At 68.4% G+C, this 8085-nt stretch carries 8 protein-coding genes; 5 read left to right on the forward strand and 3 right to left on the reverse strand.

The annotated features are described in order from the left end of the window. The first annotated feature begins 13 nt into the window (after positions 1-13). The 3 genes from ACGFK0_RS30525 to ACGFK0_RS30535 all read left to right on the forward strand — a co-directional run bounded on the left by ACGFK0_RS30525 (position 14) and on the right by ACGFK0_RS30535 (position 2299). Positions 14-1180 (forward strand): Rieske 2Fe-2S domain-containing protein, encoded by a 1167-nt coding sequence (locus tag ACGFK0_RS30525; RefSeq protein ID WP_392911038.1) that lies wholly within the window; start codon positions 14-16, stop codon positions 1178-1180. Further along, positions 1177-1428 carry a ferredoxin gene (locus ACGFK0_RS30530; RefSeq protein ID WP_392911040.1) on the forward strand — a complete coding sequence of 84 codons (252 nt, stop codon included), beginning with the start codon at positions 1177-1179 and terminating at the stop codon, positions 1426-1428. Before ACGFK0_RS30525 ends, ACGFK0_RS30530 begins: the two co-directional genes overlap by 4 nt. An 82-nt stretch (positions 1429-1510) precedes the next feature. After that, on the forward strand, positions 1511-2299 hold the full coding sequence (locus ACGFK0_RS30535) for an SDR family NAD(P)-dependent oxidoreductase (protein ID WP_392911042.1): 789 nt from the start codon (positions 1511-1513) through the stop codon (positions 2297-2299). 118 nt (positions 2300-2417) lie between these two features. Here ACGFK0_RS30535 and ACGFK0_RS30540 read toward each other — a convergent pair whose 3' ends face one another. Both ACGFK0_RS30540 and ACGFK0_RS30545 read right to left on the reverse strand, forming a co-directional pair. Continuing rightward, entirely contained in the window at positions 2418-3062 is a 645-nt protein-coding gene (locus ACGFK0_RS30540; protein WP_392911044.1) for a dihydrofolate reductase family protein, read from the reverse strand. 140 nt (positions 3063-3202) lie between these two features. Continuing rightward, entirely contained in the window at positions 3203-4837 is a 1635-nt protein-coding gene (locus ACGFK0_RS30545; RefSeq protein WP_392911046.1) for a serine/threonine protein kinase, read from the reverse strand. A 251-nt stretch (positions 4838-5088) separates the two neighbouring features. Here ACGFK0_RS30545 and ACGFK0_RS30550 point away from each other — a divergent pair, with 251 nt between their 5' ends. Together ACGFK0_RS30550 and ACGFK0_RS30555 are read left to right on the forward strand one after the other, a co-directional pair. After that, on the forward strand, positions 5089-5304 hold the full coding sequence (locus tag ACGFK0_RS30550) for a hypothetical protein (protein ID WP_392911048.1): 216 nt from the start codon (positions 5089-5091) through the stop codon (positions 5302-5304). A 57-nt stretch (positions 5305-5361) separates the two neighbouring features. After that, positions 5362-5751, forward strand: coding sequence for a hypothetical protein (locus ACGFK0_RS30555; protein WP_392911050.1), 390 nt, complete (start codon positions 5362-5364; stop codon positions 5749-5751). A 283-nt stretch (positions 5752-6034) separates the two neighbouring features. Here the strand turns inward: ACGFK0_RS30555 and ACGFK0_RS30560 are convergent, their stop codons facing one another. Beyond that, the gene (locus ACGFK0_RS30560; protein ID WP_392911052.1) at positions 6035-7729 is read right to left on the reverse strand and encodes an N-6 DNA methylase; all 1695 of its coding nucleotides are present in this window, start codon (positions 7727-7729) and stop codon (positions 6035-6037) included. Positions 7730-8085: the final 356 nt, after the last annotated feature.

Consider the following 8085-nt stretch of genomic DNA (forward strand, 5'->3'; position numbering starts at 1 on the left):
CGTCGTTGAAGGGATGATCCACGTGACCGCAACCGAGTCGGACGCCGTCCGCGCCATCGAGGCGGAGGCGATCTCCTCCCGTTTCGCCCGGGGATGGCACTGTCTCGGGCTGGCCGAGAAGTTCAGGGACGGCAAGCCCCACACCGTCAACGCGTTCGGGCAGAAGCTCGTGGTCTTCACCGGTGCGGACGGTAAGACGAACGTCCTGGACGGCTACTGCCGGCACATGGGCGGCGACCTGTCCCAGGGCACCGTCAAGGGCAACGAGATCGCCTGCCCGTTCCACGACTGGCGCTGGGGCGGCGACGGGCGCTGCAAGTCGATCCCGTACTCGCGCCGCGTCCCGCTGCGCGCCCGCACCGCCGCGTGGCCGACGATGGAGAAGAGCAAGCTGCTGTTCGTCTGGAACGACCCGGAGGGGAAGCAGCCCCCGGCGGACGTGACGATCCCGGAGATCGAGGGCGCGACGCGCGACGACTGGACCGACTGGCGCTGGACGGAGACGGTCGTCAACACCAACTGCCGCGAGATCATCGACAACGTCGTCGACATGGCGCACTTCTTCTACATCCACAAGTCGTTCCCGACGTTCTTCAAGAACATCTTCGAGGGCCAGGTCGCCACGCAGATCATGAAGGGCGTGACCCGGGAGGACGCCCGCCGGGCGCGGGAGGGCGACGGCGGCGGCGGGCCGCGGATGCTCGGCAACACCTCCGTCGCCTCCTACCACGGCCCCTCCTTCATGATCGACGAGCTGACGTACCACTACGAGGGGTACGACCTGAACTCCGTCCTGATCAACTGCCACTACCCGATCGACGAGAACTCGTTCTCGCTGCACTCGGGCATCGTCGTGCAGCACAGCGAAGCGCTGCCGCCCGAGGCGGCCGAGGCGACCGCGCAGAAGCTGACGGACTTCATCCTGGCCGGCTTCGAGCAGGACATCGAGATCTGGCGGAACAAGGCCCGCATCGACAACCCGCTGCTGTGCGAGGAGGACGGCCCCGTCTACCAGCTGCGCCGCTGGTACGAGCAGTTCTACGTCGACGTCGCCGACGTCAGGCCGGAGATGACCGACCGGTTCGAGTTCGAGATCGACACGACCCGCCCGGTCGAATCGTGGAAGAAGGAGGTCGAGGAGAACCTCGCGCGCCGTGAGGCCGAAGGGGCCTCCGCATGACCCGACAGGGCGCGACGAACCGCCAGGACGAGCGCCTCCTGGACGGCCCGCTGCTGCCCGTCCGCTGCCGCCGCTGCGCCGCCGAGGTGCTGGTGCGCAAGGCGAGCTGGGAGCAGACGAGCATCCAGTGGAACGCCGACGCCAGGGCGGCGTGCGTGGGGATCGAGGACCCGCACGACACCTGCCCGGCGCTCCGCTCGGCGATCCAGGAGGCGGCCCTGACCGGCTCCATCAAGGTGGTCGAGTGACGGAGGGACGGCCGGCCGGCCGCGTCGCGGTCGTGACCGGCGCGGGCGACGGCATCGGACGCGGCGTCTTGGAAGGAGAGCAATGATCGCCCAGTACGGCCCCTGGGCCGTCATCGCGGGCGGCTCCGAAGGCGTCGGCTCCGCCTTCGCGCACCGCCTCGCCGACGCGGGCGTCAACCTCGTGCTGATCGCCCGCAAGCCCGGGCCCCTCGCGGAGACCGCCGAGGCCGTCCGGGCGAAGGGCGTCGAGGTGCGGACCCTCGAACTCGACCTGGTCGCCCCGGACACGCTCAAGGCGGTCCGCGAGGTCACCGACGACCTGGACGTCGGCCTGCTCATCTTCAACGCGGGCGCCAACAGCTACGGCCACGAGTTCGTCTCCGGCGACCTGGACTGCTTCCAGGGCGTCATCGACCTCAACATCACCGCCCAGCTCGCCCTGACGCACCACTTCGGCGCCCTGATGAAGACCCGCGGACGCGGCGGCATCCTGCTCGTCGGCTCCCTCGCCGGCTACCTGGGCCAGCCGCAGATCAGCATCTACTCCGCCGTGAAGGCGTTCGGCCGCATCTTCGCCGAGGGCCTCTGGCTGGAGATGCGCGAGCACGGGGTGGACGTCCTGGAACTCGTCCTCGGCGTGACCCGCACTCCGGCGATGGAACGTGCCGGCCTCAACATGGACATCCCGGGCCTCAACGTCGCCGAACCCGGCGACATCGCCCGCGAGGGCCTCGACCACCTCAAGGACGGCCCCGTCTGGGTCGCCGGCGGCAACTACGAGATGGCGCAGAAGCGCGCGGGCTTCCCCCGCGACCGCCTCGTCGCCGGCACCCACAAGGCCATGCAGCGCATCCTCCCGGAACCCTCATGAAGGGGACGACCATGCGCGTCACCTGCTGGCGCACGACACGCGCCACCGGCCGGTGGATTCGCCACCGGCCGGTGGATTCACCGCCGGCGGTACGGACGCACCCCGGCGCGGGGCCGGTTCAGCCGCCGCTCCCGGCACCGCGGTCGGGCGCGCTCATGTCCCCCGTCCCGGGCGTGCCGTCGGCGAGCCCGTAGCGCAGGTACACGGCGCCCTTCGGACCGGCCGCCGGCGGTTCGAGGAGTGCGACGTTCGTGGGCACCGCGCCACCGTCGAACACCTTCTTCCCGACGCCGAGCACGACCGGGTACACCCAGAGGTCGAGACGGTCGAAGAGCTTCTCGCGCAGAAGGGTCTGCACCAGGTTCAGGCTCCCGACGACCTTCACGTGCTCGTGCCGGTCACGGATCTCGCGCACCGCGCCGGCCAGATCCGGGCCGAGCTGCGTGGACCCGGCCCACGACAGGTCGGGCCGGCCGCGGGAGGCCACGTACTTCGGGACGCCGTTGAAGAGCGCGGCGATCTCGTTGTCCTGGCCGCCCTCCTGGTGCGGCCAGTAGGCGGCGAAGATGTCATACGTCCGCCGGCCGAGCAGCAGGGCGTCCGTGCCCTCGTACGCGGCGCCGACCTGCGCCCCGGCGACCTCGTCCATCAGAGGCGCCTGCCAGCCGCCGAACGGGAACCCCGCCGGGTCCTCGTCGGGGCCGCCGGGCGCCTGCCCGACGAGGTCGAGCGTCGCGAACAGCTCGATATGAATGAGGCCCATGGCCTACTCCCTATGAGTCGGTTGTCTCGGTCAGGAGATAGACCTGTGGGGCACCGCCAAACTCATCGCCGCGAACGGCCACCGGCCCGGCCCGCGTTCCTGAGCGCAGCCGTCCCGCACGCCGGTGACCGGCAGGGTGCTCAGACGAGCCGGACGCAGAGCTTCCCGCCGCGGTAGGACCAGTCGACGGATCTGCGGGCCGGAGGGCATTCACCCCCGGTGAGCGCGGTGACCTTGAGGATGTGGTCGTAACTCCCCGGGAGGGGTCTCTTCCCGCACGGCCACGAAGTCATCAGGTCGCCGTTGCTGATGGAGACGGTGTCCTCGTCCGGGCCGTCCGTTCCCAGGAAGCAGTCTCCGACGCGGAGCTGCCGCGACACACAGAGAGCGATCTGGTTGCCCTCTTCTCCGTAGCTCCACCACAGTTCCCCGTCTATCTCTCCGTCCCCGTCGGTGCAGTCGGAGACGTCGTCCGCCACCTTGGTCACCCGGACGTAGGCGTTCGACCGGCCGCAGGGGACGGCGTTCGGCTTGCCCTTGCTCCACTTGTCGCGGTCGTGCGGGTCCCTGTGCGCGTCGAGGCAGTCGCCGGCCGAGATCTCCTCGAACGCTTTGCGGGTGGGACCGGGGGCGGCGCTCGCGGAAACGACATCGGCACTGGGCGTCGGGGACGGGGGCGTCCGGGGGGTATCGGACGTCCGAGGGGTGGTCGCCTGCGCGGCTGCGCCCGATCCGGCCGGCTCGTCACGGCCGTCCGCGATGGCCCAGACGGCGAAGGCGGCCAGCAGGACACTCACCACCGCCACCGCGCCCGCGGCCGGCGCGGCCCCCGGTCGTCCGAGCCAGGGAACCCGCAGCGGTTTTCCCGGCGTGTCCCGCACCGGGGGCAGAAGTACCTCGGTCTCCGCCACCCGTGTGGCGATCATCGTGGTGACCGGCTCCGGCAGCGGAGGTTCCCCGCCGTGGACGAGCTCGGAGCAGCGGTCGAGGATCGCGTCGAGGCCGGGCCGGTCGCCCGGGTCCTTCGCCAGGCCGGCCGTGATCAGCGGGAGCAGCGACTCCGGTACGCCGGTCAGGTCGGGGTCCTCGTTGACGACGCGGTAGCCGAGGGCTTCGATCGGTCCCTCACCGAACGGCCGCCGGGCGGTGGCGGCGAAGGCCAGCACCGCGGCCAGGCAGAACACGTCGCTGGCCGGCCCGACCTCGCGGCCCCGGAACTGCTCGGGCGACATGAACCCGGGCGTGCCGACCACGCTGGTGGTCTGCGAGGTGGCGTCGAGCGCGCGTGCGATGCCGAAGTCGATGATGCGGGGACCGTCCTGGGCGAGCAGCACATTGCCGGGCTTGAGATCCCGGTGGACGACGTTGCGCTCGTGGATCGCCGTCAGCCCTTCGGCCAGGCCCGCACCGAGTCCCGCCACCGATTCCTCGGAGAACGCCCCATGCTCACCGACGGCCTCCTGCAACGACGGACCGGCGATGTACTCGGTGACGAGCCAGGGCGGATCGACACCGGTGTCGGCGTCCACCACCTGCACGGTGTGGATGCCCCCGACCCGCCGCGCCGCCGCGACCTCCTGCTCGAAGCGCCGCCGGAACTGCGGATCTTCGGCGAGGTGCGGATGGATCACCTTGACCGCGACCGGCCGCCCGCCCTTCGACCGGCCCAGGTAGACCCGGCCCATCCCGCCCGCCCCCAGCCGCGCCAGCAGCCGGTACTCACCGATCCGCTTCGGATCGCCCGCCTGGAGCGGCTTCAGTTTCTCGCTGGACACCCCGTACGCCCTCCCGCACCCGCCGATGATCAGGACTGAACTTTTCCACAGGAAGGCGGCGAACGTCCGGCCGCCGCGGCGATCATCTGGTCAGCCGCATGGCGTCGTACGCGAACGCCACCACCGCAAGACGCAGAACCCCACCCCAGGCCCGCCCCGCGGCGGTGCATGGGATGCGCGACATGAATGCCACACCGCCAGAGTGGTCGTTTCGCCACACTCCGCTACCTCCCGCGGGCACAATCATCGGTGTGCGGGAGCAAGACCAGAACACCCAGCAGGGTGACTTCGGCGAAGCCTGGCTAGAGGCGGTCGCCGCCGGGTGCGGCCTCCTCCACGGCCGCCCGACCACGGTCGACCTCCAGAAGGCAGACGTGCAGATCGTGTATCCCGGAACCGAACTCGGGACGTACTACCCGACGGTGAACGTCCAGGTCAAGACCATCAGAGCTGCACAGAATGCTTAAGGCTCACGGAACTCGACGATCGACTCCCGTCCCACGGATCGATATTTGGGAGCAGTCGTGAGCCACAAGAGCCCGCCCAAGAAAGAGGTGGGGATGAAGGTGCCCGACCTCGCGGCGCTGACGGGTTACCTCTTGGCTTCTGGATGGACCTCTGAGGACGATGACGGCCGGACGAGCCTGTGGCGCCTGCGGCGAACCGAGGCGCACGAGTCGATCCGGATCGTGCTACCGGTGACCCGCGATGTCATCGACTATGTGGAGCGCGTGAGTGACGCACTGGACACACTCTCCTTCGTCGAACAGCGACTCCCGCGAGAAATAGCGGATGACATGTTGTTCGGCGGCGCGGACAACGTGGCCGTCCGCCTCACGCCGGACGCTCCAACGGGCGAAGCGCCACTGACCTTGGCTGCATGCTCCGGTCGTTCTCCTCGGCGGTGCCGGTGACCTTGCAGTAGTGGACCAGAGCCGGGGTATCGGGGTCCGAGTCTCCGTACCTGACGAGGACGGCGATGGCGAGCGGTTGCTGAACCTTGGGGAACAGTCTGGTGGGGACCGGCGGCTGGTGGCCTTCCGGTGAAAGGTCGATGATCCAGCCTTCGTCCGCCACCTCGCGCATGTAGGAGCGCATTCCGGCGAACGCGGCCCCCGACAGGTATGAGGACGGGGTGACGAGGGTGACCAGGCCGGCGGGGTCGGTCGGGTGGGCCTCGAACGCCTTCCAGATCGCTCACCGCCAGAAGTACACCCAGGTTGCGGCCAGTTTGTAGTCGAGCCTGCCGCCTTGCCGGAACTCGTCCAGGGACGGGCGGACGGCGATGTCGGTCGGCTTCTTCGGGTCACGTCGATCCTCGATCCACGGAGCCGGGTCGCGCGTCCGTGCGCGGTCGAGGTAGGGCGGATTCCCGATGATGGCCATCACCGGGACCTCGCGTTTTACGCGGTTCGCGCCCTCCCTTGATTTCCGGAGTTCGGCATACATCCGCCCGAAGGCGAGTTCCTGCTTGTCGGGGTCATCGAACGTGTCAGCGAGGAAGCGCATCTCGTCCGGCGGGACGTCGACCTCGTATTCGCGAAGCAGGTCATGGAGGCGGAGTTCGGCGACCGCGTACGGGGTGACCTGCCGCTCGAAACCGATCAGGCGCTTTTGGACGAGGTCACGGAGCCGCTGTTCGGTGGCTCCCCGTCCTTCGGAGGCGGCCACGGTCTCGGCGACCGCGTCGACAACCTGGACGAGGAATGTCCCCGTTCCCATCGCGGGGTCGACCACGATGACATCTTTGGCGGCGAACCCCTCGGGCCGCTCCAGTCTCTCCCTGAGAATACGGTCACTGAACTGCACCATGGCGTGCGCCAGGCCGTCGGGCGTGTAATACGAACCACTGAGCCGCTTCAGTCTCGGGTCGTACTCCTCCAAAAAGTACTCATACAGAAGCGAGTGGGTATCACCCGCGTTCTTAATTCGATCCCAGTCCACCGCGCCGATGACTCTGCGGAGGGTTTCTATGACGAGGATATTGTCCGCGGCCGCCGGATCGGAGAGGAGTCCGAGAGCCCTTCCGATCAGTGCGTGCTGTTTGCCGAGCTGCCGTCCGATGGCCGGCAGGTCGCGCTCTTCGAAGGAGACGCCGGCGTCACGTGCCAGCAGCAGCGCGAAGGTGATCGTCTGCGCGTAGGAGTCGGCGAAGTCCGGAGGCTCCGTCATCCTGGGGAAGAGGATGGTCCGCCACTCGTCGGCCAGTGTCGTGAATGGCCGGTCACCTGGGACGAGCCGTTCGTGCTCGAGCACCTCCAGGACTTCTTCACGCAGATACCGGCACAGGCGGGCCGACCTCCGGAGCAGCGTGCGCAGATCGGGGGGCGGGGTCGGGTTCCATGACAGGAACTCCTCAATGACCCAGGCAAGGTCGTCGTCCGCAGGCCGTAGAGAGCGCCCAGCCCGTTCCAGGTCTCCTTCGATCCGGGCGATGGGGCCTACCCGGGCACCATCGCGGTAAAGAGCAAAGGACCGTCCTGTAGCGATCAGCAGATTGGGGAGAAGGCTGAGCTTTCGCCATTGCAGGCCGTCATGGGACCTGGCCGGCCAGTCTTTCGGGTCTGTGCTCTTCGAGGGCGCCTTCACCTCGATGTATCCGACTCGTCCGCCCCCGGAAAGGTCGACCGCGAAGTCGGGACGTACGGATAGTTCCTGAAGAGCTACCTCGGCGTGCGTGACGACGTCTAGCCCGAGCGCCTTTCCGGCGGTGCGGACAAGGTTGGCGACGGGGTCTTGAATCTGGTATTCCTCGCCGCCGAGGCGTGCGGCGAGAGGTTGCCGAACGGCGGCACCGAACTCGGAGACAGCCGCGACGAGCTGCGCATGGAGGTTTCCGGGCCGCTTGAGATCGTTCGTTGACGGGTAACGATTCGCGGCAGCGTCGACCATGCGCCCTCCCGAGCCATCCTCCCTCCATGGTCCACTCTTGGGGCCGAATGTCACCGCCACTGTCCGGAATGCGCCGCAATGATGGTTCCCAGTGGTTACCCGTGTACAACACGAGGCACCCGGCACCTGGAATCACACTGAGCCCGGGCGGTCCAACTCTCGGACTGGAGCCGACTCCGCCGGGGTGCGCGTGTTGGCGTAGATCGTTTGACGATCCACAGGATGCGGCGGACGGCCATGAGCTTTAATTCTGTCTTGCATCTGAGCCTGGATCCACGGGGTTGGTAATGCGATGAAAGCCGCGATATGAGGAGAGGTGCCCTGCAACCTGGGATGATGGGAGTTCTCTACGCTTC

This window comes from Spirillospora sp. NPDC048823 (assembly GCF_043198445.1).
In the GTDB taxonomy this organism is placed as follows: Bacteria; Actinomycetota; Actinomycetes; order Streptosporangiales; family Streptosporangiaceae; genus Spirillospora.

Coding starts and splice junctions, on each gene's coding strand:
- ACGFK0_RS30525 (WP_392911038.1), top strand. CDS start 14: ATGATCCACGTGACCGCAACCGAGTCGGACGCCGTCCGCGCCATCGAG.
- ACGFK0_RS30530 (WP_392911040.1), top strand. CDS start 1,177: ATGACCCGACAGGGCGCGACGAACCGCCAGGACGAGCGCCTCCTGGAC.
- ACGFK0_RS30535 (WP_392911042.1), top strand. CDS start 1,511: ATGATCGCCCAGTACGGCCCCTGGGCCGTCATCGCGGGCGGCTCCGAA.
- ACGFK0_RS30540 (WP_392911044.1), bottom strand. CDS start 3,062: ATGGGCCTCATTCATATCGAGCTGTTCGCGACGCTCGACCTCGTCGGG.
- ACGFK0_RS30560 (WP_392911052.1), bottom strand. CDS start 7,729: ATGGTCGACGCTGCCGCGAATCGTTACCCGTCAACGAACGATCTCAAG.